This is a genomic window from Bacillus solimangrovi (genome assembly GCF_001742425.1).
GTDB lineage: Bacteria > Bacillota > Bacilli > Bacillales > Bacillaceae_N > Bacillus_AV > Bacillus_AV solimangrovi.
Genome location: NZ_MJEH01000009.1, coordinates 55,827 through 80,142, shown reverse-complemented (window position 1 = coordinate 80,142; position 24,316 = coordinate 55,827). Strand labels below are relative to the sequence as shown.

The 24,316-nt window shown below is 34.7% G+C and carries 30 protein-coding genes and 1 pseudogene; 20 read left to right on the top strand and 11 right to left on the bottom strand.

The features are described 5' to 3' along the window. From BFG57_RS04260 to BFG57_RS04250, 3 genes are all read left to right on the top strand, one after another. Positions 1–507 (top strand): MFS transporter (locus tag BFG57_RS04260; RefSeq protein ID WP_175428268.1); only part of this gene is annotated, 507 nt, incomplete at its 5' end. Continuing rightward, on the top strand, positions 507–1,067 hold the full coding sequence (locus tag BFG57_RS04255) for a beta-class carbonic anhydrase (RefSeq protein WP_083249068.1): 561 nt from the start codon (positions 507–509) through the stop codon (positions 1,065–1,067). The genes BFG57_RS04260 and BFG57_RS04255, both read left to right, overlap by 1 nt. A 27-nt stretch (positions 1,068–1,094) precedes the next feature. After that, a complete protein-coding gene (locus BFG57_RS04250) occupies positions 1,095–1,466 on the top strand; it encodes a protoglobin domain-containing protein (RefSeq protein WP_069716230.1) in 372 nt (123 codons plus the stop codon). A gap of 737 nt (positions 1,467–2,203) precedes the next feature. Here BFG57_RS04250 and BFG57_RS04245 read toward each other — a convergent pair. Continuing rightward, on the bottom strand, positions 2,204–2,506 hold the full coding sequence (locus BFG57_RS04245; protein WP_069716229.1) for a hypothetical protein: 303 nt from the start codon (positions 2,504–2,506) through the stop codon (positions 2,204–2,206). Between the two features lie 575 nt (positions 2,507–3,081). Here BFG57_RS04245 and BFG57_RS04240 point away from each other — a divergent pair. From BFG57_RS04240 to BFG57_RS04220, 5 genes are all read left to right on the top strand, one after another. Then, complete coding sequence (locus BFG57_RS04240; RefSeq protein WP_069716228.1) at positions 3,082–3,285, top strand: hypothetical protein; 204 nt, start codon at positions 3,082–3,084, stop codon at positions 3,283–3,285. A 381-nt stretch (positions 3,286–3,666) separates the two neighbouring features. Further along, the gene (locus tag BFG57_RS04235) at positions 3,667–4,497 is read left to right on the top strand and encodes an electron transfer flavoprotein subunit beta/FixA family protein (protein WP_069716227.1); all 831 of its coding nucleotides are present in this window, start codon (positions 3,667–3,669) and stop codon (positions 4,495–4,497) included. After that, positions 4,494–5,522 (top strand): electron transfer flavoprotein subunit alpha/FixB family protein, encoded by a 1,029-nt coding sequence (locus BFG57_RS04230; RefSeq protein ID WP_069716226.1) that lies wholly within the window; start codon positions 4,494–4,496, stop codon positions 5,520–5,522. The genes BFG57_RS04235 and BFG57_RS04230 overlap by 4 nt, the downstream gene beginning before the upstream one ends. Then, positions 5,515–6,810 carry an FAD-dependent oxidoreductase gene (locus BFG57_RS04225; protein ID WP_069716225.1) on the top strand — a complete coding sequence of 432 codons (1,296 nt, stop codon included), beginning with the start codon at positions 5,515–5,517 and terminating at the stop codon, positions 6,808–6,810. The genes BFG57_RS04230 and BFG57_RS04225 overlap by 8 nt, the downstream gene beginning before the upstream one ends. Further along, the gene (locus BFG57_RS04220; protein ID WP_069716224.1) at positions 6,792–7,103 is read left to right on the top strand and encodes a ferredoxin family protein; all 312 of its coding nucleotides are present in this window, start codon (positions 6,792–6,794) and stop codon (positions 7,101–7,103) included. Before BFG57_RS04225 ends, BFG57_RS04220 begins: the two co-directional genes overlap by 19 nt. A 117-nt stretch (positions 7,104–7,220) precedes the next feature. Here the strand turns inward: BFG57_RS04220 and BFG57_RS04215 are convergent, their stop codons facing one another. The 4 genes from BFG57_RS04215 to BFG57_RS04200 form a co-directional block, all read right to left on the bottom strand. Further along, positions 7,221–7,517, bottom strand: a complete 297-nt coding sequence (locus BFG57_RS04215) for a hypothetical protein (RefSeq protein ID WP_217627915.1) — start codon at positions 7,515–7,517, stop codon at positions 7,221–7,223. 173 nt (positions 7,518–7,690) lie between these two features. Beyond that, positions 7,691–7,957 (bottom strand): DUF4405 domain-containing protein, encoded by a 267-nt coding sequence (locus BFG57_RS04210; RefSeq protein ID WP_069716222.1) that lies wholly within the window; start codon positions 7,955–7,957, stop codon positions 7,691–7,693. Positions 7,958–8,033: 76 nt separating this feature from the next. After that, positions 8,034–8,459 (bottom strand): MarR family winged helix-turn-helix transcriptional regulator, encoded by a 426-nt coding sequence (locus tag BFG57_RS04205; RefSeq protein ID WP_069716221.1) that lies wholly within the window; start codon positions 8,457–8,459, stop codon positions 8,034–8,036. A 384-nt stretch (positions 8,460–8,843) separates the two neighbouring features. Then, on the bottom strand, positions 8,844–9,386 hold the full coding sequence (locus BFG57_RS04200; RefSeq protein ID WP_069716220.1) for a hypothetical protein: 543 nt from the start codon (positions 9,384–9,386) through the stop codon (positions 8,844–8,846). 450 nt (positions 9,387–9,836) lie between these two features. On the opposite strand from BFG57_RS04200, the gene BFG57_RS04195 reads away from it, so the two are divergent. The 5 genes from BFG57_RS04195 (at position 9,837) to BFG57_RS04175 (ending at position 14,457) form a co-directional block, all read left to right on the top strand. Next, positions 9,837–10,325 carry an SRPBCC family protein gene (locus BFG57_RS04195; protein WP_069716219.1) on the top strand — a complete coding sequence of 163 codons (489 nt, stop codon included), beginning with the start codon at positions 9,837–9,839 and terminating at the stop codon, positions 10,323–10,325. Between the two features lie 233 nt (positions 10,326–10,558). Further along, on the top strand, positions 10,559–11,092 hold the full coding sequence (locus BFG57_RS04190; protein WP_069716218.1) for a CueP family metal-binding protein: 534 nt from the start codon (positions 10,559–10,561) through the stop codon (positions 11,090–11,092). A 465-nt stretch (positions 11,093–11,557) separates the two neighbouring features. Next, positions 11,558–12,475, top strand: coding sequence for a right-handed parallel beta-helix repeat-containing protein (locus BFG57_RS04185; protein WP_175428267.1), 918 nt, complete (start codon positions 11,558–11,560; stop codon positions 12,473–12,475). 507 nt (positions 12,476–12,982) lie between these two features. Next, on the top strand, positions 12,983–13,198 hold the full coding sequence (locus BFG57_RS04180; RefSeq protein ID WP_139125055.1) for a hypothetical protein: 216 nt from the start codon (positions 12,983–12,985) through the stop codon (positions 13,196–13,198). 332 nt (positions 13,199–13,530) lie between these two features. Continuing rightward, positions 13,531–14,457 (top strand): right-handed parallel beta-helix repeat-containing protein, encoded by a 927-nt coding sequence (locus BFG57_RS04175; RefSeq protein WP_069716215.1) that lies wholly within the window; start codon positions 13,531–13,533, stop codon positions 14,455–14,457. 687 nt (positions 14,458–15,144) lie between these two features. Here BFG57_RS04175 and BFG57_RS18285 read toward each other — a convergent pair. From BFG57_RS18285 to BFG57_RS18280, 5 genes and pseudogenes are all read right to left on the bottom strand, one after another. Continuing rightward, positions 15,145–15,252, bottom strand: a complete 108-nt coding sequence (locus BFG57_RS18285) for a YjcZ family sporulation protein (protein ID WP_083249067.1) — start codon at positions 15,250–15,252, stop codon at positions 15,145–15,147. Between the two features lie 88 nt (positions 15,253–15,340). After that, positions 15,341–15,466 (bottom strand): annotated as a pseudogene (locus BFG57_RS18815) (hypothetical protein); the annotation flags it as partial. Between the two features lie 224 nt (positions 15,467–15,690). Further along, positions 15,691–16,344, bottom strand: coding sequence for a GDSL-type esterase/lipase family protein (locus BFG57_RS04170; protein ID WP_069716214.1), 654 nt, complete (start codon positions 16,342–16,344; stop codon positions 15,691–15,693). Between the two features lie 333 nt (positions 16,345–16,677). Next, complete coding sequence (locus BFG57_RS04165; RefSeq protein ID WP_069716236.1) at positions 16,678–16,779, bottom strand: YjcZ family sporulation protein; 102 nt, start codon at positions 16,777–16,779, stop codon at positions 16,678–16,680. A gap of 428 nt (positions 16,780–17,207) precedes the next feature. Then, positions 17,208–17,339 carry a YjcZ family sporulation protein gene (locus BFG57_RS18280; protein WP_083249065.1) on the bottom strand — a complete coding sequence of 44 codons (132 nt, stop codon included), beginning with the start codon at positions 17,337–17,339 and terminating at the stop codon, positions 17,208–17,210. A gap of 136 nt (positions 17,340–17,475) precedes the next feature. Here BFG57_RS18280 and BFG57_RS04160 point away from each other — a divergent pair, with 136 nt between their 5' ends. From BFG57_RS04160 to BFG57_RS04140, 6 genes are all read left to right on the top strand, one after another. Beyond that, positions 17,476–18,105 carry an NUDIX hydrolase gene (locus tag BFG57_RS04160; protein WP_069716213.1) on the top strand — a complete coding sequence of 210 codons (630 nt, stop codon included), beginning with the start codon at positions 17,476–17,478 and terminating at the stop codon, positions 18,103–18,105. Positions 18,106–18,301: 196 nt separating this feature from the next. After that, a complete protein-coding gene (locus BFG57_RS04155) occupies positions 18,302–19,039 on the top strand; it encodes a CAP domain-containing protein (RefSeq protein WP_069716212.1) in 738 nt (245 codons plus the stop codon). 3 nt (positions 19,040–19,042) lie between these two features. Next, positions 19,043–19,192 carry a hypothetical protein gene (locus BFG57_RS18810; RefSeq protein WP_175428266.1) on the top strand — a complete coding sequence of 50 codons (150 nt, stop codon included), beginning with the start codon at positions 19,043–19,045 and terminating at the stop codon, positions 19,190–19,192. A gap of 349 nt (positions 19,193–19,541) precedes the next feature. After that, positions 19,542–20,165 (top strand): nitroreductase family protein, encoded by a 624-nt coding sequence (locus BFG57_RS04150; RefSeq protein ID WP_069716211.1) that lies wholly within the window; start codon positions 19,542–19,544, stop codon positions 20,163–20,165. 367 nt (positions 20,166–20,532) lie between these two features. After that, positions 20,533–21,432, top strand: a complete 900-nt coding sequence (locus tag BFG57_RS04145) for a right-handed parallel beta-helix repeat-containing protein (protein WP_069716210.1) — start codon at positions 20,533–20,535, stop codon at positions 21,430–21,432. 174 nt (positions 21,433–21,606) lie between these two features. Then, entirely contained in the window at positions 21,607–22,506 is a 900-nt protein-coding gene (locus tag BFG57_RS04140; protein WP_069716209.1) for a right-handed parallel beta-helix repeat-containing protein, read from the top strand. Positions 22,507–22,689: 183 nt separating this feature from the next. Here the strand turns inward: BFG57_RS04140 and BFG57_RS04135 are convergent, their stop codons facing one another. Then, positions 22,690–23,094, bottom strand: a complete 405-nt coding sequence (locus tag BFG57_RS04135; protein WP_069716208.1) for a hypothetical protein — start codon at positions 23,092–23,094, stop codon at positions 22,690–22,692. A 286-nt stretch (positions 23,095–23,380) separates the two neighbouring features. Here BFG57_RS04135 and BFG57_RS04130 point away from each other — a divergent pair, with 286 nt between their 5' ends. Further along, positions 23,381–24,262 carry an alpha/beta fold hydrolase gene (locus BFG57_RS04130; protein ID WP_069716207.1) on the top strand — a complete coding sequence of 294 codons (882 nt, stop codon included), beginning with the start codon at positions 23,381–23,383 and terminating at the stop codon, positions 24,260–24,262. Positions 24,263–24,316: the final 54 nt, after the last annotated feature.

Genomic DNA, 24,316 nt, shown 5'->3' with positions numbered 1-24,316 from the left:
GTGTTATTACCATCTTATCTAGTTTCGAACTTTGCATTACCTAAGGTTGAAGCAGGATTTATTACTGGGGTATTTATTGTAATTGCTACACTAATCCGACCAATTGGAGGGTTATTGGCAGATAAGTTTAATCCATACTTCCTTTTAATTCTAGTCTTCTCTCTATTAGGGATAGCAAGTGTTGTCGTAGCGGTAGCTAGTCAGTTCATTGTTTTTGTCGTGGCGATTATGGTGATATCACTTTGTTCAGGTATTGGGAACGGGGTCGTGTTCAAGCTTGTGCCATTATTAGCGAAGGAACAAATTGGAACAGCAAACGGAATTGTAGCTGCTACGGGTAGCTTCGGAGGTTTCTTCCCACCGCTTATTATTGCGTTTATCGTTAGCATGTTCAACAGCCACTCGCTTGGATTTGCGTTCTTTACAGTTCTTGCCCTTGTATGTCTTTCGATTATCATTGTTAATTATAAAAGGTTTCAAACATTGATAGTAGAGGAGGGTGCATAGTGAAGAGCAGGGTGTTAGGTGAGATTCTAGATTATAATAAGCTATTTGTGAGCAGGCAGAAGTATAAAAAGTATGTATTAGATAAGAAGCCAAATAAAGAAATAGTTATTATCTCTTGCATGGATGCGAGATTAACTGAGCTACTACCACACGCTTTAAATATGAAAAATAGCGATTATGTCTCTATCACAACTGCTGGAGCGATGATCCCTCATTTATTTGATTCTATTATGAAGAGCTTAATTGTTGCTATTAGTCAATTTGATGTTAAGGAAATATTGGTTATCGGTCATTCAGATTGTGGAATGGATTGTTTGAAGACGAATGACATTTATGAACAGACTAACGATGTTTCATTTCCAGAAGATTTTACAGATAAATATAAAAGCTTTTTATTAAATTGGCTTGATGGATTTAATAGTTATGAAGAGAATATCATCAGCTCCATGAATATGCTCAAAAGCCATCCGCTGGTGCCAGAGAATATTTTAGTTCATGGTTTACTTATTAATCCAGAAACTGGTGAGTTAACCTTAGTAGCAAGTGGAGAGAAACATTAACTATTAGGACAGAAGAGGTGTGAAACAATGGCTATTCAGCAACGGAACGACCATATAACACATCAGATTAACGCACTCGTTGAAACATTTTACCGTCATTTATTAGAAGAACAATACTTTAGTGAAATGTTTGAAAAAAGACAGGTTAATATTGAAGTATTGAAAGAAAGACAAAGAGTGTTTATCATGTCGTTAGTATCTGACGGAGAGAATGGAGAAGAAGAAGTTTCCCAAGTTCAAACACGTCATCCGTTCCAAACAACTCCTGAACGAGCAAAAATATGGTTGCAGATAATGAAAGAGAGCATGATTGAAGAACAGTTTGATGAAGAGCTACAACAACATCTATTACAAAAGATGAAACGGTTAATGACATCGATTGTGAAAGAAAAGGAATAATTAGAATTTTATCTTAAAATAAAAGATCGAAAAAAATAGGGATACTCATATAAGGAACGATTGAGATACTGAAAAGTTGTTGTCGTTCTAGTTGTATGAGCCCCTTTATTTTTTGTCATTTCTTCCGTTAATAGGAATGGTTATTAGGCAGTGATTGACCAAGAAGAGAGACATGAATGTACGTATTGTGTTTCTCTCGTGGATGATTGTTTACCTGTGGAGGAATAAATGTTTGTTTATTGATAAAATGGTTGCGCTTACATTATTTTAATGTTCGGAATTTGTTATTTTTACAATGAAAACGCTTTCTATAAAATAGTAAAAGTACCCAAAAAAAGTTTGAGAAAAGGTGTTGACGAAAGCAATATTCGGATCTATAATAAAAAACATAATTTTCAGAAAATTTATTCAAATAAAAAACAACTAGGAAGGATGAGTGGAAATGACTCAAACAAAAACACCAACAAAAAAGGATCAAGCGAAGAAAAACGACAAAAAAATCATTGATTACATCAACGATTTTTATCTAAGCCGTGACTAATCTCTACTATTAAATGATGTGATTTTGTACTTTTATATAGGAGGCAACTGTTGAACGTTAACAGTTGTCTTTTTTTGTGTAAGTAAAGGGAATAAAAAAAGCGGATACATTGTGGAAAATGTACCGCAAGTGTCCGTGGATATGATGATGAAGGGTGAAGGAGGAAGAACATAAACTTCACTAATGACAAACATGACTAATTGTATTGACCATAACGAAGTTGCTCTGTATATTGGTCAAACAATGAGCTACTACCGAGATCAAGACTTAAATCAATTAAATCACGTAATTCTTGTTCAGTAGGAATGATTTGGAAGTCAACATCACTATAACATATGATGTGCCGCTTATCATCAATGGATTTCTTAAACAAATAATGTCCGTATTGGTTTCGACGTAGGAATAATACGACTTCGCCAACGTCCTTCTTCTTAGGGTTCAAAATCTTACAAAGTGTGCCTGATTTCATATTTAACATTGGGATTGTTTGAATACTCATATCGTAACACTCCTTTCCAAGGGTTTTGTAGCTGTCGATATTACGTCTGTTTTGAACTCATCCTTGATGGTACTTATTATCACTACTATTAATGCCGTTTTATTTGAAGCCTCACTATATATGTTTTTATTGTTTGGTATTTATATACCTTTAATCCCTCCAAAGCAAACATTTTTTCAGGCCTATTTTGTCACGTAACAACTGACGCTATAATTGTGTCTTCAAAACTTAGGTAGAACATTGAAGTTTATGTAGAAGAACCTATGTCAGTAATTACCTGATTTGTTCAACTAACCTCTAGAAGGAGAAAAGGAAAGCCCTTCTGATGGAAGCTTCATTTTATAATTCAAGTCATATAATAAATTTACTTAAGTGGTATATAAGAGAAACTGGCAAAACAAATTTTGAAAGCGTTATATAAAAATAAAATTTTGACAATGGTAACATTTCATTCACAAATATGTGACGAAAATGTGAACGGTTAACATGCCTATAGCATTTTCTTTAAGACGGGCATACAATGGGTGCATAATTAGTTGAATAATATTTGTAAACAAGAAAGGTGGTCCTAGACCATGACAGGCACAGCGGTACTTTATCGCGAAAATGAGGACATTTTGTATTTAGAAGGTATTGAGAAGTCTACGTATGAAGAAATTGTAAAACAGAGTGGTCAAGAAAAATGTCAATGCAAACTTGACCATAAAACAATTGATTTAGGAAAAGTAACACCGCTTGGTTTCAAACTAGACAACGTTGATTGGGAATACGGATATTAATCAAACAGATAATCATAGTGATAACATCTAGAAGCTTTCTCTGAACAATAACACAGGGAAAGCTTTTTTTGTGTATCATAATTAAATTGTTCAGATGCTTGAAAATGACACGCATTTTGAGTTTTGGAGATGACATTCATGCAAATGTGACAAAAAAACAGGAAATTTTTATAAAATTCTTAAAATTCTAACTTTAAAATGAATGTGAATAATTGTACAATAAAACCATATAGTTGTGAACACATGATTTCTACAGTATGAAAAGGGAAAAAGGCTACTTTACACCACGACATAAATAGAGAAAGAAATTGCTGTATGAACGAATGTGAAAACAATCACATCTGAAAGAGTTTGATTGGGAAAAGGGGAGGAAAAGTAAACATGCATATTGTTGTCTGCGTCAAACAGGTGCCTGACACAAAAATCATTAAAGTAAACCCAAAAACGAACACATTAGATCGTCGTGGAGTACCAGCTATTCTAAATCCGTATGATGCACATGCGGTGGAAGAAGCAGCAAGGCTGAAATCGATTCATGGGGGGACAGTTACAGTCGTATCGATGGGACCTCCGCAAGCGACAGCAGTTATTAAAAAGTCAATCGAGATTGGAGCAGATGCAGGTTATTTAATCTCTGATCGGCGCTTTGCTGGAGCAGATACGTTAGCGACGAGTTATGCGTTATGCAAGGCACTAGAAAAGATTTCATCAATTGAACCAATAGACTTAATCATCTGTGGAAAACACGCTATTGACGGAGATACAGGTCAAGTTGGTCCTGGAATTGCCCGCCGCTTAAACATTCCACCTGTTACAAATGTTTATGAAGTAGAAGACATGAACATGAATGATGGAGTTGTTGAAGTGAAACGAAAGCTTAGTAACGGATATGAGCGCATTCAGGCACAGTTGCCATGTTTGTTAACCGTTGAGAAGGATATTAATAAAGTGTCTTATTCACCAATGCCGAATATGTTAAAGGCAGCTCGATACAAACCTGTCGTTTGGACAGTTGATGATCTTGGTGAAGTAGACATTAAGCAACTTGGTTTGAAGGGCTCACCAACAATCGTTGGTAAGATGTTTCCACCAAAGTCATCTGATGGCGGTGAGATGATTGAGGGAGAGTCATCTGAACAAGTTACGAAACTATTAAATATCTTATTAACGGATAAGAAAGAGCTTTTTCAAAAGGTGGGTGAAGACGCATGACACAAGAAGCAAAGGGCGTATGGGTATTCATTGAACAACACGAAGGTGTAATTGAAAATGTTTCATTAGAGCTTCTCGGTGCAGGTAGAAGCTTAGCAGATAAGCTAGAAGTGCCACTAGTAGGAATCTTACTCGGTTATCAAGTGAAGAAATGTGCACAAGTTTGTTTCGAATATGGAGCAGATGAAGTGTATCTCATTGATAACCCTATTCTGAAGGAATACCGAACAGAGCCTTATATGAGAGGGATTGGCGACTTATGCCGAAAGTATAAGCCTGAAATCTTCTTATATGGAGCAACATCGAACGGTAAAGATATTGCGAGTGCAATTGCAACTGACGTATCGACAGGATTAACGGCTGATACGACGATGCTTGATGTAAATGTAGAGAAACGTCTCTTAGAAGCAAGTCGTCCAGCATTCGGTGGTAATATTATGGCAACGATCTTGTGTAAGAGGCACCGTCCACAAATGGCGACCGTTCGTCCGAAGGTAATGAAAGCGTTACAGCGTCAAAAGGGACGAACTGGAATTTTAATTGAAGAAACTGTTGCGATGCAAGAGCAAGATGTTCGTACGAAAGTGTTAGAAATTGTACAAGAGGTAAATAAAGCCGCTTCACTAGCAGATGCACATATTATTGTTGCTGGTGGAAAAGGCATGCAAGATGAAAAAGGCTTCAAATTGTTACATGAGTTTGCAGAAGTAATCGGTGCGAGTGTCGGTGGAACACGTGATGTCGTTGAAGCAGGATGGATTGATCACCATCTTCAAGTCGGGCAAACTGGTGAAACAGTGACACCGAAGTTGTACTTTGCAGTTGGTATCTCTGGTGCTGTTCAGCACGTCGTTGGCATGAAAAATTCAGATATGATCATTGCGATTAATACAGACCGTGACGCAGCGATCTTTGATGTCTGTCATTATGGCATTGTCGGAGATGCGCTTGAAATAATTCCGCAACTGACAAATGCATTCAAAGCTGCATTAACGAATGAAGAAGGAGTGGAAGCACATGTCTGAGAAATTTGATGTCATCGTAGTCGGAGCAGGTCCAGCTGGTACGTCTTGTGCGTATTGTTGCGCACAGTCAGGTTTGAAAGTTCTGTTAATTGAACGTGGTGAATACCCTGGTGCCAAAAATGTAATGGGTGGCATATTATACCGTAAGCAAATGGAGGATATTATCCCGCGTTTTTGGGAAGATGCACCATTAGAGCGCCCAATTATTGAACAACGAGCGTGGTTAATGGATGAAGAATCTGTCGTCACAACGAGTGTGAAAAATGCAGAATGGGTGAAAGAACCGTACAATAACTTTTCGATTTTGAGAGCGAAGTTTGACCAGTGGTTTGCAAGTAAGGCAGTTGATGCAGGTGCGCTTCTTATTACTGAAACCGTTGTCACAGAATGTATTGTTGAAAATAATAAAGTGATCGGTGTACGTACTGATCGACCTGATGGTGATGTCTATGCGGACGTTGTAGTTCTTGCAGATGGGGTAAATTCCTTGCTAGCAAAGCAACTTGGTATGCGTACGAAGATTCGTCCTGAGGATGTTGCACTAACAGTGATGGAAGTCATTAATTTACCGAAGAAAGTGATCAACGATCGATTTAATGTGAACGATAACGAAGGTGTTGCGATTGAAATTTTCGGCGATGCAACGAAAGGTCACCTTGGGACGTCGTTTATCTATACGAACAAGGAAAGTATTAATCTCGGAGTTGGAACGACATTATCAGCTATGATGAAGTTGAAAATGAAGCCGTACGACTTGTTAGAATACGTGAAAAATCACCCGATGGTACAACCGCTTGTAAGAGACGGTGAATCAGCCGAATATTTAGCACATCTCATTCCAGAAGGTGGTTATAATTCAATGCCACAATTGTATCGAGATGGGGTACTAATTGTCGGTGATGCCGCTCAATTTGTAAATGCAATTCATCGTGAAGGATCGAATATGGCGATGACGTCAGGGAAATTAGCAGCAGAAACGATTCAAATCGCTTATGAACGTGGCGATTTCTCGAAAAAAACATTGTATAAGTACAAGGATAAAATAATGGAAAGCTTTATCGGTCAAGATTTAGAAAAGTATAAGGATGCAACACATACATTTGAAACGAACCCACATTACTTCAAAGAATATATTCCTCTCATGAATCAAGCAGCAAGTTCATTCCTTACAGTTGATGGTGTTCCAAAACGTGAGAAACAGCGTAACATGTTACAAACAATAACAGCACAGCGCGGAACATTTGGCACGATCAAAGACATGTACCGTGCATGGAAGGTGATGAAATAATGGCAGGCAAATTAGCGAGTACGATTGAAGAGAAGCAATACCTTGTCCGTTACAAAGCTGATTCGAAATCACACTTAACCGTCTTAGATCACGACATCTGTGCGACACAATGCCCTGAGAAGTGGTGTACGAACTTCTGTCCAGGTGAAGTATATAAATGGGAAGAAATCCGTATGTTTGTTGGTTATGAAGGCTGTCATGAATGTGGGAGCTGTCGCATTGGCTGTCCGTATGAGAACATCAAGTGGGAATATCCAAAAGGCGGACATGGGATTGTATTTCGTTTAGGATAAAAGAGGTAGATAAAATGAAACTTCCATCAGTAGAGGGTGAAGGAATATCCCACTGATGGAAGTTTCACTTTATGAATTCAGTCTGCCTATTATCTATTGGATACGGTTAATGAGACGTTATCGCTTTAGTTTCAGTTTTCCAGTAAGAACCAATCCACCCCTGATACTCATACTCAATAGTATCAGGTTGACAACACCGAAAATAATTTCAATTAGTTGAATGATCCAAAACATTGTATCAAATTGGCCTGTTGAAGCCCACATATCAAGTAAGATAGCTGCAGGAATCAAAATAAAAATTCCATTCATGACTATAAAGGGCATACGCTTCTTTTTCTTTCCTATTAACTTTCCTTTTCTACCCTTAGAAATTTTGAAACCCGTCGCTCCAGTTACAGCCATGGCAGTAATCAAGATGGGTAAACCAGGTAGAACAATGAGACTTTTTATCTTGGCGATAGTTTCATGACTATAGAATAAATCAGCTATAACTGTAGAAACAAGAAAACTAACAATTGTTAGAAATGCAATAATGCTTGTAACTGCATGTAGTTTTTTAATAATTCATCACCTCATAATAATTTTATTTACTTACGCAAAGCTTTCAGTCCATTCTTAAACATTTTGAAGTTTCCTACGATATGGAGAATGACCATTGCACTTACAAGAAAAGCAAAGAATGTGTGAGCCCCACCAACTTTATCAAGCAATTCATCTACATAAATTCCATTTTCAGTTTGTCTTGAAAAGATGAAAAGTGTTATGCCACTTGAAAATAGTAGTGTGAAAAAGATGAGAAGTAAAAGATTTAAAATAGCCTTTCCCCGCATTTTCTTTTTCTTATTTCCTGTCACTTTTTTCACTCCTTATTGAACTCAATTATTTTACTTGTCATGACAAGTATATATCTAAAAAAACAAATCTCTCTTGTTACAGTAAATTTTGATCGATTTGTTTTAATAGCTTCTTTAGTTCTTCTTCATTCTCTTTTGGTATCCCCTCAAGTGCTTTCTCCAAGACATCAACGGCTATCGGAACAAGATCACTTTTTAATGATTTTCCTTGTTCGGTAAGAAAGATGAAATGGGAACGTTGATCTTTGGGATGAGATTTACGGATAATTATATCTTTCTTCTCTAATTTAGATAAAATTCTTGTCGTATTCGATTGATCTTTAAAGGTTTTCTCTGCTAGCTGTTTTGGTGTCAATCCATCTTGTTCCCATAATCTGTTTAAAACTGCCCATTGTTCTGGTGTCACATCGAAGGAACGGAAGCGTCGGTGTAACTCTCTTTCTAACAACGAAGAGCAAAGTGCAATCAAATATCCAACTGATTCATCTAATTTAAAATCCAAAACATTCACTCCTGTAAATTACTTGTCATGACAAGTATATATCCATTCATCTACAAATGCAACTATATATTACCAATTAATCTGGATTTGCTGATATATTTATCAGTATAATTGGTTGCTGCTTCAACTATTCTGCTTCATTAGTGAAATTTGAATAACTTCATTCAACAATTTTTATCACTAGTGACCTAATATAATAAAAATTATAGTATTGGCAAGAATTATCTTTACTATAAAGAGTCACAGGAAGGGCAACAAATCGTCATTTTTATGAAACCGATAAAGACAGTTATATTATATGGTCAGAAAACAAGCAGCTTTAATTAATATGACTTAGTCAATTATGTATTTACTAGTCAACTTTTCACTGATGGAAGTTTCACTTTATTCATTCACAACTAAAAATCTATAACCGCTTATTTTTACATCTAAACTTAGATTTTTCAAAGCCCTTTCTTTGTCAATTGAAATTTCATATACACCAAAGGATACATCTTTTATTTCTGTTACAATGTCATCTTTAAGTACATTAAGTACTTTAAAATCAAATGGTTTCTTATATTTTAGATGACCATTTTCCCTTATTATTTCAGATGGAACAACAAACTGGTTTATGTCTGCAGAATAATTATGATTTAAAACAATTTTTAGCACCAAACGATCTCCTCTGTCTTCTAAATATTTATAAGAAACTTCACTCCCTTCTTTTATCGTAAAAGTGTGTCGTTCTTCAAGATTTACTATACCGTTTTCTTTAAGTTCTTCTAAATCATAGAAGGTAATTGAGTCAAGTGGTCGCCCATTAGCAATATCTGAATAGTAGTGGTCAACTTTAAGAATATCATCAAGAGTTCTGTTATTTGGATATATAGTAAACAGTAAAACTAGGACAACGCAGGAACCTATAATTCTCTGTACCTTATTCATTAACTCCCTCCTTTCCTTTATTTTACATGAAATCGCAGGGTTTTATTGAAAGAAATTGTAATTTAAGTTTCAAAGTTCTTAAATTTAATGATTGAAATAAAACAAAAATGCAACATAGCAAAATCAAAAGGAGGTATGCAAATGAATGCACAGCAATTACAAAGATGGATTATTGAAAATAACAGACTCTAACTCTTTTTGAGTCATTTTTGAAATGCTTTGATATATCATGCAACTTCAATGATCTGTAAAAAAAATAATGAAACTCAGATTTCCAACAAGAGAATGGGCAAATGAATCTCAGCTACTACAAAATTTTCAAGTAACAGTTATGAAATCAACGATGTTTGATTAAAATATAATTGTCCGAAAATTCATTATATGAGTAGTTTTTTTACCAATTATATGTAAAATAAAAAGTGTGGAAATGAAAATCAGGAGGAGATTTTATTGAAAACATCTTCAATTAATCCAAGCTTACATAAGGATATACTTATTCATGCTCCAATAGATGTTGTATGGGGTGCATGGATGACCTCACAAAACGTTGCTGGTTGGTTCGCGCCAGAAGCTGTTGTGGAAGCGAGAGAGGGAGGAGAATTTGAATTATATTTTGTTCCTGGAAATAAAGAAGGAATGAATACAAAGGGCTGTACAATCCAGAAGATCGTTCCTAATAAAAAATTAGAGTTTAATTGGAAAGGTCCAGATCAGTTTGAAACAATAATGAACAATGAAAATGAACTTACTACTGTAAATGTAACTTTTATCGGAGATGATGAACGAACTAAGGTCTCTATTACACATTTGAACTGGGGAGAAGGAGATCTTTGGAAAGAAGCATATAATTGGCATGAGATGGCATGGGAAGGCGTTTTAAAGAGCCTCAAGTCTTTCGTAGAAAGTGAAAAAGGTGATATTTGTTGTCAGTCGGAATAACGTGAAACGAGGATATTCAAAGATCTTTCATTGATGTTTTTTTGAGTTTGGATGTAAATATCAGTTTATTATGTATCAACAGATTCTTAAAGTCCCACTTTAAAACTTTGAAAAGCCAAAGAAGTGAATGCACTTCAATTATGACAATTTAGTGATGAACTGTTCTATTTAAGCTCAACTGATCATTAATCCTGTATAATACGATTTGAAACCGAATAAGGAGTTGTATGTTTATGAAAATCAAAAGTTTACTTGTAGCTCTATCTGCAACGTTTCTATTAGCTGCTTGTAGTGCAGATGACACTCAGTCCGAACCTCAAGAAGAAATGGATTCGCAGTCAATTAAAGAACTCGTGCATGATTACAGTGTAGGAAATATTAAAACTGGAGCTGCATCAATTACTTCTGAAAGCTTGAATGTGACTGATAATAATGGAGAAGAAATCGTATACGAATTACCTGCTGATGAATTTTTTGTGTCAATCGCACCTTATATAAATAAAACACATCCATGTACGAACCATAACTTGATCGGCTGTCAAGGTGAGCTATCAAATGAGAATTTTGACGTTGTAATAAAAGATAATGAAGGAAATGTTGTAATTGAGGAAACGATGAACTCAGGGGATAATGGATTTATCGATTTATGGTTACCACGAGATAAAGAATATCAAGTACAGATAACACAAGATGGTAAAGTTGCAGAGAGTGCTCTTTCTACTTTTAAAACAGATGGTACTTGTGTAACAACGATGAAGTTAACGTAAGAGTAAGAGGGAAACATTAATGTTTCTCTCTTTTTTTAATTTCTTTTCCTCTTACTACTTGTAAGAATTCCACAGTATAATGACTCTCCTCATAACATTCTGTATTTGGCGAACTTGCCTCATTTTTTTTCTAAGTAAATGAATAATTAAATGTGGCAGTTTCTATTAGTGGGAATGACTCGTTAATAACTACTCTGAATAAGCAACCACTATTGGTAATTAGATTATGTGAATAAGTGAGTTTTCAGTGAGTATAAATACCATCGTGTACATCTCCAATCACAAAACTTTTCACTACCTCATAAAATATAGGAACGTTATTTATGCAGGAGGTGAGAAATTAAAACATTGGAAAACTTAAATCTAAACAAGTTTATACTCATAATCATTATTATAGTTCCACTCGTCTTTACTGCTATTATTGCCTCAATAGGGCTCATATTTATTAATAATAGGATAATTATGGTGCCTGAACAATTTCCAATTATTCAAGCCGCTGTTGCTGAAGCCCAACCTGGTGACATTATACTCGTTAAAGATAAAGGTGAACCTTATGAGGAAGCAGTAACCATTAATACAGACAATATTAAACTAATTGGAATAGGCAAAGTAAAGCCAGTCCTCGATGGGTTAGAGCTCCTTGAAGATGGCATAACGATAGGAGATACCTCTGGTGTACAAGTAAGTAACTTTATTATTCAAAACTATCTTGGCAATGGGATAGAAATAAACAATTCAGATGAAATTACGGTTAACCGAAATATGGTTAAGGATAACGGGGATAATGGGATTGATTTGAATGACAATACAAGAAACAGCTGGATAAAAAATAATATTGCTATGAGAAATATGAGTGATGGAATTGATTTAGACGATTCAACTAACAACGTGATTAAAGGAAATACGGCCACTAATAATATGCGTCATGGAATTTTGTCGGAGACTTCAAACAATAACATTTACAAAGGAAATATCATTAAGGATAATATTGTTGATGAGGGTATTCACTTAATTAATTCCATTGGTAATACAGTTACAAGAAATAGAGTTGAAAATAATGGATCGGAAGGTATTGAACTAAGTGATAATTCTGACTTAGGTACGGTTAAAGGGAATTATGTGAGAAACAATAGTGTGAATGGGATACTCATTAATGGTTCAACATTTAGTACTATTAATAGTAATGTCGTTATTAATAATACTGAGAATGGAATTTTATTCAATGATAATTCTAATAATAATGATGGTTTTTTTAACGTTGCTTTAGGTAATGGCAATGGTCTGAATACTTTTGATATCAATGATCAAAATATCACACCTCCCATCAACAATTTAAAAGCAAATATATGTATAACAAGTTACCCAGCAGGTCTTTGTAAATGATGAATGAATGCATCCTTGAGGGTGCATTTTTTCATTCAATCGCAAACAAATGAGTATGTAGACATAGTACGTTTTATATCAAAAGGATTAAAACTTACCGAAAACGGACAAAAAGAAAATGAAGTATATGGTAATTATTGTTAAACGAAGTAATAATAAGGGATAAAAGTAATTTGATATATACATAAACAACATAAAAATTCGATTGAATTTTGGTTTATTGACATAAATATAATAAGCACATACTAATTAGACGTTATATGATTGAAATAGCTGGTTCTTAATAATACGGTTGTTCACTGACCTTAAAACAATTGAATCGTCATTTCGAGAATATAAGTTGTAAATGGATAAGAAATAAGATTAATAGATGTTTTTATGTTTAATTAGCAGTCAGCTACAGGACTATGTATGGTTGATGAAGAATATGATATCAACATGTTTAACTTGAGTGATAGAGGTAGAGGTTATTCAAAACAATCAAAAATGAAAAGGGAGTGTGATAATATGAGCGACAACAAATTCAAAGAAGGACATTTCATCCTTTTAGGTGATGAGTATTTTAAGATTTTAGAAAATTACTGGGATAAATGTGCCAAAGTTGTCGATAAGGAAGGGACAATAATCGGAAGCTTCTATTTTCAATATGGTGATGAAATGGCGCAAATTGTAACGGATGAGCAAAAAATCGAACTATTAGAAAACAGTTTTAACAAACATTAGTGCTGCTCCAATTGGCTTAACTCATCATCAGTGGGGAGAAACGAAGCCCCCTCTGGTGAAAGCAAGATGTGTGAAATGTCAATACATACACGTGCATGCTATTTAATGTTAGTCCGTCACTTATCATATTTTTAGGTGTTCAATATGATTCTAACTAAATAGGTATAATTGTATGATCGAGATGAAAATGTCTCGATCTTTTTTATTTCTTATCAATTTTCAAAAAAATAGGGTAATTTAGTCATTCATACATTCTCTGTTAAAGTACAAGCAAAATTGGTCAATTACACATATCATAAAAAATATGAATATGAATAGAGGTGTGAATAGAAATGACGATACACATCGTACCTACGGAATTTCCTACGGTACAAGATGCAATTGATAATTTTAGTACGGTAGCTGGAGATAGCATCCAAATACTCGCAGGAACGTTTGATGGATTTAATGTGACGAAGGAAAGGTTAAAGATATTCGGTTGTGGGATTGGCAAGACTATAATCGCAGGTAATCCATCACCAGTAAGTGATAATGGGATAGATATAGATGCAGATTATACGTTATTACAAGGATTCACGATTCAAGGATTTTCTGATGGGGGTATTGAAGCGAACTCTGATTTCAATGTTCTTAAAGAGATTGAATCTAAGTTAAATGATAATGATGGTTATGAGATTGATGGTCAGAATAATTTATTTATTAATTGTTCGGCCTTACTCAATCGTTTTGGTGGATTCGACGTCGATGATGATCATCACTGTTTGATTAATTGTGTGAGCGTTGGAAATCGTGATGAGGGATATGATATCGATGGAAATAACAACAAGTTCATAAGAAGTGTTGGAAATGAAAGTGGAGAAACGGGTTTCGATATTGGTGGAGAGGACTCTAATATATTATTTGAAAACCAATCTTTTCGAAATCGTGTCTTAGGTATTAATATTCGTCAAGGTAGTATGAACAATAATATTATTGGAAATAAAGTGTGTAAAAATGAAGGCAGTGGGATAAAGTTTGCCATTCCAGAGTTTGAACAGACTATTGGAAATGTCGTTGACTCCAATATTGTACGAAAAAATGGAACAGAAATAGGTGGTTCTGGGATCTTAGTTGAGAACGGAGTACTAGATAACTCGATAAGGTTCAATAAATTAAAATTAAATGAACCAAATGATATCGAAGTGCAAGGTCTTGTTACTGATAATATTTACGATGGCAATAAGTGCGAAAATAGTTCTCCTAATGGGCTATGTAATTAGTAAGACTCCCTTCTTAATAAGGGAGTCTTACTACATAAGTTGTAACAAACAAATTGAGACTAGAATGAGTCTTTTCACTCTTTAATATCAAGCTTGAAATACGTGATGCCATCAAACTACCCACCACTAAAGTTTATTCCATCCTGCCTTCACCCATTGAACACCATACATTTAAACTTGTCCAATATAAGGTGAAATAAATTATCTATTAACCATGATGAATTATCAAGGTTAACAATCTATTAACAAACGATTAAATAATATAATTCTTGAAAAGCGGTTGTAGGTTTTACAAAATGAGAGTGATATAACTGTGGTTTGCCGATACCGAAGAGGAATGTGTATTTATCCTAAAAGAGTATGGAAAAAGAGTGATATAGGGAAATGTTATAGCGGATAATGTAACACATAACTTTATTTAGTTTCCACATAGTCTTTCGTATAATTTCACTTAACGTACAAGCAAACGTATTCATTCCCTCATAAATATACAGTAAATCAGAATTACATCACGTTTCAGTTGGAAAATCATGAATCCATTATAAGTGGGACTCTTAATACGTGGTAAAGTTTCAAGTTTATTAAAGGAGCCTGTTTTGCTTAACCAATTTCCAAAACAGGCTCTTCATTAAATTGACATGTGTTTCATCAACTATGACAATGATTTGTAACAGATTTTATTAGATTTTAGTATCCACCGTAACCACTCATACAAGCACAACCAACGATGATTAATAGAATGAACAAAACAACGACTAACGCGAATGCACTTCCGTTTCCATAACCTTCAGCCATCTTTGAACACCCCCTTTCAGTTTTCGACGTATGATTGATATGAAAGCCTTTTTAGTCAGAAGGCTTAATAATAAAAACGTCTTCTTCTAAAAGGACGTCCATATCCAAATCCATAAGGTCTAAATCTTCTGTAACCGAAACCATAAGGTCGAAACCTGCCGTATCCAAAACGAGGTCTAAAGAATCCGTAACCAAAACCTTGATCTAATGGCACATCATTACCTCCTTGTGATTAGTTATTGAATCAGTCTTTTGTTATTTCGATTCTATATATCCTATGTGATTTGACCAAACGTGTGTAGGTCATGCGTTTATAGGACTGTATTTTTTTGTGGTAATTATCTATGAGGTATTTGGTCAATCTATTGGAACAATTGTCATGATGTATTCAGCAGAAGCTAGAAGAATCAATGTAATAAAAATGCGCTATCGTAATCATTATTCATTAGCTGGTTTCATTAATTCTCTATATCCAAGTTGTTCTAATGCGATTGCCATACGTTCATAACCTAAATCATTAGGGTGAATATGGTCTTTTGACAGAAGCTGTTTTTCATGGCCTTTAAACACACGATTAATATTTGCAACGAGTACATGTGGATGACTTGTTAATTGAGATAAATGGTGATTGTATTGGTCAATCCATTTATTTGCGACACTAATAGTTGGTAGTGGGTTATAGAGGTTAAGAATACGAATGATATACCGTTGACCTTTGATATTTTGTTTGAGTGCAGTAATTTTGTTGATCATTAGTGTCATGTTTTGTTTAGCAGAAGATAGCGACTTAAAGAAAACTGTTTCGTCTTTCGTATTTTCATATATTCTTGCAGCTTGGATTAAGTCATTTCCACCAGCTGTTATCGTAATGATGTTTGCCTGCCGGATCTTTCTTTGGACACTTCTATAATTCAAGCTATCTAAGATTTCTTTGGATGTAGCACCAGTTTCTGCGCATGTTTGATAAAAAATCGCTTCTTGAACATGTCGTTCTGATTTGTTGGCATATCGATATACGAAACCAGGTGTGAAAAGAGTCGTTCCAACACCAACAGTAAGAGAATCACCAAGAGCAACATAATATAGTGACACGTCTATTCTCGTCCTTTCATTACAAGATCTTGCTATTAGAATATACATATTCATAATCGCTTTCGATTGGTACGAAATGACGAAAAATGGTCACTTATAACATGTTTCTTCAAAATAGATTTAATTGAATAGATAGGAAAGTGCCTACCAAAAGATAGACACATGCCGTTAAACTTATATCTTAATATTAACTGTTACTATTACTCTTTATAAAAGTGGTTAACAAAGTATTAGTGGTAGAAGACGTTGTATTTCGTGTTACACAAGTAAATTTGTTCAATCAACTATCCGTGAATAACATGAGGAAGCTTCACGGATAGACAACTGATGATATTAGCAGAAGCATACTGCTCCAACGATGATTAATAGGATAAATAACACGACGATTAATGCAAAACTACTTGCAAATCCGCGTTCGTAACCACCATATCCCATAGGCTCTTCATAACCTCGAGTACCACAGCAACCGAACATTCACGTCACCCCCTTGAAGTAATAATGGAGAACTGCTTCTCCTTTAATACGTTATGTTTGCTCAGATAATATGGTGTAGGCAGGTATCTAAATTTGAAAAGATCGCTGATAAACTTTTTCATCGTAGGTATTATGTGTATCTTCCATTAGTAAGAGGTTCAATTATCCCACCAGTGAATGGAGTATTGAACGAACTCTAAATGATTCCAATATGTTACAATATAAAAGACACATTTAAAAAGTGCCTACCAAAAGGTAGACACTTTTACTGATATTAAATACGTGTTTCTGGTGCAAAAGCTCCGCTAAAATCGTTTAAACAGCACCATTAATTAATAGTTTAGTTATTAAGGGTGATGAAAGAATGCCCCTCAACTAAGTTTAGTCACTTAGCAGAAGCATACTGCTCCAACAATGATTAATAAGATAAACAACACGACGATTAAAGTAAAAGCACTTCCGTATCCTCGATCATAACCACCGTATCCCATAGGCTCTTCATATCCACAGCAACCGAACATTCACGTCACCCCCTTGAAGTAATAATGGAGAACTGCTTCTCCTTCAATACGTTATGTTGTTGCCCCACATTTGGTATAGGCGAGAATCTAAATTAAACGATAATCATTGAAAATAAATTTAGAGGTGAATGATTGAATGGATACTGAAAAATTGAAAATCTATGACGATAACAGAAACCCAATTGGTGTTGCGACAAGAAAAGAAGTACATGAGAAAGGCTATTGGCATGAAGCGATCCATTGCTGGTTTGTAAGTAAGATAGAAGGTGTTTATTACATTTTTCTTCAAAAGCGAAGTGCAAACAAAAAGGATTATCCCAACCTGCTAGATATTACAGCAGCAGGACATCTGTTAGCACATGAAACGATTCATGATGGAGTACGAGAGATAGAAGAGGAAATTGGCATTTCAATTAGCTTCGATGAACTTATTTCGTTAGGGGTAATTGATTATTCAGTAATGAGAGCAGATTTTATCGATAAAGAGCTTGCAAATGTTTTTCTATATGAGAGCGAACTTGACTTAGACGACTTTACATTACAAGAAGACGAAGTATCAGGAATCGTACGAATTATGTTTGAAGATTTTTGTAACCTTTGGTTAGGTAAGCAAGACTTCGTCAAGGTTCAAGGTTATGAAATAGACATCAATGGAAAAAGAATCAATGTTGATGATCGAATCAATAAGGAGCAGTTTGTTCCACATGAGCTTACATATTATAAAAGTATTATTAATAAAATCAGTGATCGAATTATACATAAGTAAACGAGAGCTTCAGAATTATTATAATCAATTCCATCAAAACGTCATGACACTCGTGTTGTACATATAGTTTGCCAAATATGAATGATTCAATGAATGGTGTAAATTGGTTAAAGTACAAACAATCCCCTCGTATTGTTATGTGATCGACAACAAATAGTAAAATAAGAATTTAACTTATTAAACGAGGGTGATGTTCATGTTGAAGAAACCGTTCTTTCTTATATCAACATCTGCTGTAGTTATGTTGAGCTTGTTAGCTGGCTGTAATACAAATCAGCAGCAATCGATGGTACCTAGTCCAGTTACTTATGAACAATTCAGTACAAATAATACTGTCCAAACAAGAGGTGATGGGCAGTATAGGCTGTTTGATGTTGGTTATGATACAAAACGATACGATGGACAAAGTAATCAATATCAAGTTTCCGATCGGAATAGACAAGGAATACAAACAGACCGCTTACAACACATGTCAACGGATCAATTGCAAACACGAGAACGTGAGCAAACAACAAGAAGAGTGACACATACTACGCAAAACGCAACGATGAATAACTACATGGGGCGGATTATTAGTTTAACAAATAGAGAACGTACACGAAGAGGACTAACACCATTGAAAGCTGATCCCCAATTATCCGAAGTAGCTCAAGCCAAATCAGATGATATGGCAAGTAAAGATTATTTGTCACATACGTCACCAACGTATGGAACAATATTTCAGATGTTAACTGATTTTGGAGTTCGTTATACTGGAGCAGCTGAAAATATTTCAGCAGGTCAGAGTTCACCTGATGCGGCAGTAACAAATTGGATGAAAAATGAAAGGTTCCGCACTAACATCTTAAACCCAGAAGTAACACACATTGGTGTTGGATATTCGAAGGATGAGAAGATGAGTAGTTACTGGACACAAGTTTTTATTAAGAGATAAAAAATGAGGCGCAGACAATTGTCTGTGCCTCTTGAATATTTTTCGGTATTTTTATTTACAAATATGAGATGGGATTTTATTGCTTTTCTCACCATTCAAGATGCAATTGAGTTTGTAATTAGTGGGGAAAGTATTCGTGTATTAGCAAGTTAGTAAAACAAATATAAAAATCACTAGAGAGTAATAAATGACTGTACATGGAAATATACTCTATTTGGAGAAGAGTCTTGTTATTGGTTGTTTAAAAGCAATAAACCTTTGTCTGATGCGGAGTTAAGCAAATGTGGATTAGCCCAAATCTCACTTTAAACATAGTTTAAGAGTTTTCAAATCAATTATTAAATAAATAAACTTCAAAACCTACTAATTGAATACAAAGACTGACAGCATCTCTACTTGCATTTAGAGTAAAAAACAAATAAATATGTGCAATGAAGAATGTGTGTGAATAGAAAAGTGTTGTAACAAAAAGATTAAATTGATTGAGTAAGGAGGATTTCACATGACATCTTCATTTGATCAAATGTCTGCTGTAGAAGTGATGAGAGTTCGTAAATCAGTCCGTAAATACAAGAAGGGGCATGTAATGCCTAAGGAAGACTTAGAAAATATTCTAAACTTAACAATTACAGCACCATCATCTTGGAACTTACAACATTGGAAATTTATTGTGATAGAAAAAGAAGAGGATAAAAATCGTCTACTTCCAATCGCTTTTAATCAAGAGCAAGTGGTTGACAGTAGCCTAACGATTGTAGTTTTAGGTGATTTACAAGCAAATGAAAATGCGGAAATCGTTTATGGAGAAGCTGTTGAAAAAGGCTTTATGTCTGAAGAAGCGAAAAATAAATTAATCGCTCAAATTAATGGTGAATATGGTAGGATTCCTAATTTTGATTTTTTTGAAGCAATTCGTAATGGATCATTGGCAGCTATGCAGCTAATGCTAGCTGCTAAGGCATTAGGGTATGATACTGTCCCAATGGGTGGCTTCGACCCAGAGAAATTGATTGAAGAATTTAATGTTCCTGAACGCTATGTACCTGTCATGCTTATTTCAGTTGGTAAGGCAGCTACACCAGCACACCAAACTCCTCGCTTCTCTGTGAAAGATGTCATTCTTTAATTTTACTAAAACAACGCCAGGATATTATCCAAGCGTTGTTTTTCTTATTTCACAAAATGAATTTTTGTAGTTTAAGATAAGTAAAATTATGTATAAAAAATTCATTATCATATAGTAAGCTTAATGATACCGAAATATACCATTTATCAATCAGTCATGAGATATTTAAGTTTCAGCACCGTTTCAAATGCGTTAATCCTTTTAAAAGAGAGGACTAAATCCCATACAATTATTCTAATGTAGTTGTTGCATAGACGGTAACTGCGACACTCTTAGTCAAACATACATTTCCTACTCAAGTACAAGCAAAGTCAAGCAATCTCCCATAAAATATCGTAACTTCAAATTTAATGTGAGGTGTACGAAAATGGCAATACATGTTGTGCCATCTGAGGCTTTTCCTAGTATTCAAGATGCAGTTGACTTTGCGAATAGTGGGGATAGTATTCAAGTATTAGCTGGAACGTTTGATGGATTTGATGTACCCTTTGTGAAAACAAATTTAAAGGTTTTTGGTTGTGGAATTGGGAAAACAATTATTACTGGTTTACCCGGTATGGGATCAACTGGTGTATACATTGATGGGGATGGTACGATCTTACAAGGTTTTACAGTGCAAGGGTTTTCAGATGGTATTAATCTATTTTCTAATAACTCCATAGTAAAACAAATCGAGGTTACTCTAAATCGAACTTGTGGGATTCTAGTTGGGGCTGATAATAATGCTCTTATTGAGATTTCTGCCGTATTTAACGAAGTAGGATTTGATATTAATTCTAGTGATAACCTTATTCTTCGTTGTAAAGCAGAACAGAATTCAATAGAAGGGTTTAGTTTGGCAGGACAAGAAAATTGTATTCTGAACAATTTTTCAAAAGAAAATGGTGGAGATGGATTTTTGATCGATAACGATGAAATGAAAGTATTAAACAATCAATCTATAAAAAATAAGGCAAATGGAATAAATATAGATCTAGATCAAAATTTTCTTATAACAAATCTAATTTGTGATAATAGTGAAAATGGAATTTTCATTCAGACCGGTGCTGAACAAAACGTCCTTGACTCCAACATCGTCCGTAACAACGGAAATGATGATACAACCGCGGGCATTTTTGTTGAAAATGGTGCAATGGAGAATGTCGTTCGTTTCAACAAATTAAAAAATAATATTGTCGTTGATATTAACGCAGAAGGTGGAATTGGAACAAATATTTATGACGGCAACAAATGTGAAAATAGTTCTCCAGTTGGATTGTGTACGTAAGCGAAAATACTCCCAAATTCGGGAGTATATTTACATAGTTTTGTGTCACATTACGTTGAAACCGTGCAATAAAAGTTCATAGTCAAAGATACATTCTCATATAGAGTACAAGCAACGTAAAACCACCTTTCATATGATGTAGTAAACCTATTTGTGATGAGAGGTGTGTGGAATATGACAATACATGTTGTTCCGACTGAGTTTGCTACAGTTCAAGCAGCAATAGATGCTGCCGTTGCTGGTGATAGCATTCAAATTTTAGCTGGAACGTTTGATGGGTTTAATGTGAATAAGGAACGTTTGAAGGTATTTGGTTGTGGGATTGGGAAGACTGTGATAGCTGGAGCACCTGCTATGGGGGGCGACGATGGAATTGTTGTAAGTGCGAACCAAACAATATTGAAGGGACTTACCGTTCAAGGGTATCAAGGAGGATCAGGTCTTGATCTTATTTCTATTCAAAACGTTTTACTAAATATTGAAGCTAAGTTCAATGAACAGGGTATTGACTTTGATCAAGATAATAATTTTACTATCAACTGCATCGGTTCTTTCAATGAATTCGACGGGTTTAATGTTACATCATCTAATAATTCCATAATTAAATGTAGCAGTTTTCAAAATATGAGAGATGGATTTTTTGTTGGTGATCCTAACAACACATTTATTAATAATATTTCAACAGATAATGTTTCTGATGGATTCCAAATTGGTGATCCTATGACAACTCTATTCGGTAACAAAGCACTTAAAAACATGAATAACGGTATAGAGCTAGATGAAAGTAATAATAACATCATAGGCAATTTAGTGTGTAACAATGTAAATGATGGAATTGAAGTAGAAAGTAATAACATACAAAATGTTATAGACTCCAACATCGTCCGTAACAACGGAAATGACGATACAACGGCTGGTATTTTTGTTGAAAATGGTGCTATGGAAAATGCTATCCGTTTCAACAAATTAAAAAATAATATTGTCGTTGATATTAATGCGCAAGGTGGAATTGGAACAAATATCTATGACGGCAACAAATGTGAAAATAGTGTTCCTCCTGGGTTGTGTACGTGATTAACATACTCCCTATTTTTGGGGGGGATTTACATAGTTTTTGTGAAGTACGAAGAAACAAGAAGCTGCGTTTTAGATTAGAAAGTTAAAGAATGAACGCCCTTTTGTTCAAGAGACCATGCTTGAAAAAGGAGAAAGATGTGCATGCTCATGTTGGTTTGTAGTTTTGCGGGATGCTATTTTTTAAATAGAATCTTGTACTAATTTAAATGCTATCACTGCTTCAAATATAATTATAATCATGAGTATTAAGACGAAAAAAAATGACAAATAATCATCCCATGAATTTTCCGTATAGCTTGCAAGAAACAGTGCTATATTGAATGTTAAATATAGTCCTACTTCATAAACGAGCCTAGCTACCATCTTCCGCATTTTTGAAGATTCTCCGCCTTTAATTAAATTAGGTAATGCAATTAATATTGCACCTAGACCTAGTGAAAGTGTTGCATTAAATTTTGCAAATTCAGTCGCAATTTTTTTAACTAGGCCTTCAGCTACAATTGTTGTACCAAGCATAAGAAATATTATCGCAAAAGGGAAAAATATCGTAAGTAACTTTAAGTCGATGTTTCTAATTTTACTCAAAACTTCTCATCCCCACTCCATGTCTTTCTTCACCTCAATGAGTAACAATCTTATTCTACCCATTTAAAGGAATTGTATTTTGCAGGAGTAAGTAAAAAGCAGTATTATCTATACTATTTATCTTTAGACTTATCATTTATCTTATGAACGATTACTCCTATACAAATGGTAAGTGGTCAAAGGATTACGCTTATTTTTGAGTGATTCTATTGTTAAAATTGAATGGAAAATATAGGAGTGATATGAATTTAGAGTGACTTATAATGAAATCATAGAGGGGGTTCTTATGAAAGAAATTAGCATATATAAGACTGAAGAAGGCCATAGGAGAATCGTTCATCAGTACGAACAATATTTGAATTTGTTATCATTTGATTTTGAAAGAGTGTATGTTGAAACGACCTTCGGGAAAACACATGTACTTGTGGCGGGTCCAGTTGATGGAAAACCATTGTTTGTCCTTCAAGGTGGAAATTGTATTAACCCGATGACGTTATCATGGTTCGCCCCTCTCATACGAAAATATAGGGTGTATGCACCAGATACACTCGGTCACCCAGGATACAGTAAGCAAACTAGACTATCGGTATCAGATGATAGCTTTGCAAATTGGATCATTGAGATAATGGAGCATTTTATGATTAAGAAATGTGCATTTGTTGGACCATCATACGGAGCGGGAATAATTCTTAAAGTAGCGGAATATTCACCAGAGCGTATCGAATGTTCTATTTTAGCTTCACCAGCAGGCATCAGCATAGGTTCGAAGTTTAAAATGATAAAAGATATTCTACTACCTATGACGATGTTCAAAATGACATCAGCTGAGAAACATCTAGATAAAGTTACGAATCGTATGTCTAATAATGAAATGAAACAAATTGATAAACAAATCATAGGTGATATATTCACACACGTTAAGTTAGAAAGAGATATGCCAAGCCAAGTAAAAAAGAGCCAGCTCACTAATTATCAGTCACCAACGATGGTCATTTCAGGAGAAGAAGATGTGTTTTTCCCTGCAAAACAAATTAACAAAAGAGCCAAAGAAGTGCTTCCAGATCAAACGATTATTAAAACTTATAAAATGGGACACTTTCCTTCAGAAAAACATTTAGTCGAAATAAACCGAGAAATTAACATATTTTTAGATAAGTATTATGTGTAATTAGTGAATAGAAGAGATAAATAGATTTGGAACTAGCGGTGAGGATAACGTCAC